The following is an 884-nucleotide window of genomic DNA, read 5'->3' as shown; positions in this document are numbered from 1 at the left end:
TCACCGGCCTGGCCGAAGTCCTGACCTGGGCGATAGACCCTCGACGACGGCGGCGCGGCCCTGCTGATCGGGCTGCTGGACGAGCGGGATCAACTGTTGCACTATCTGCCCCGCCGGGCGTTGAACCGGGCCGCCGGCGTCTACAACATTCAGCGATTGGCTCTACTCGGGGTCCACCGATGAGGTCGCCTAAGCGTCCGGCCGTCACTAGGCCCATCCCCGCCCGTTCAGCCGTTCGAAGTAGGCATCGTCAGCGGCTTGGATCTCAGCATCAGTCATCGGCGTCATGGTTGGCTCGGTCTGGCCGAACGTCTCACGCACCGACTTCATACCAGCTGTGACCCGACTGTCCTCCGTCAGCGGCAGCGTCGCGCGCTCCGATTTGGTTGCCGCATCCCGTTCGGCGTTCGCGGTTGCTTCGACGATGAGGCCAGCCAATCGGTCGCCCAACCGGTGAGCGTCGCGGGTGAGTCAGATCCCGCAGGTGTCCGGCGGCATCGACGGTCGCTGTGATGGCCCCGTTTCCAGCCGTCCCGGTGCCGCGGACTTCGGCCATCGCCTCCTGGACCTTATTCGCCTTGGACTTGATCTCGGCGATAGCGGCGTCGTACTCGGGATCAGCACTCATTTCAGGTCCGCGAACTCAGCCTGGATCAGCGGATTGTTAGCGGTTTCGTTGATGAAGTGCAACGCGCTCTTGAGTCCAAAATAGGTTTGGATTGTCTCGCGCCGCGGGTCAGCACCGCGCGCGCGTAGGACGCGAATCGCGGCCACTGGGTCGCCGCGGGGGGGCCGGGGCGCGCCGCCGGTGGGGCGGCGACCCCCCAGCGGCTCCCCCACCCGAGAGGCGCCCGCGCGCCGCACACCCCCCCATACCCCCGGGG

General features: G+C 67.1%; 1 protein-coding gene and 1 pseudogene. Both read right to left on the bottom strand.

All coding sequences use genetic code 11. The features are described from left to right. Positions 1–207: 207 nt before the first annotated feature. On the bottom strand, positions 208–450 hold the full coding sequence (locus ACFWPJ_RS30125; protein WP_378856497.1) for a hypothetical protein: 243 nt from the start codon (positions 448–450) through the stop codon (positions 208–210). A gap of 31 nt (positions 451–481) precedes the next feature. Next, a pseudogene (locus tag ACFWPJ_RS30120) lies at positions 482–628 on the bottom strand (YbaB/EbfC family nucleoid-associated protein); the annotation flags it as partial. Positions 629–884 lie beyond the last annotated feature (256 nt).

The organism is Nocardia sp. NPDC058497 (genome assembly GCF_042720195.1).
Classification (GTDB): domain Bacteria; phylum Actinomycetota; class Actinomycetes; order Mycobacteriales; family Mycobacteriaceae; genus Nocardia.
The sequence above is the reverse complement of the archived record's forward strand: the minus strand, read 5'-3'. Positions and strand labels throughout refer to the sequence as shown.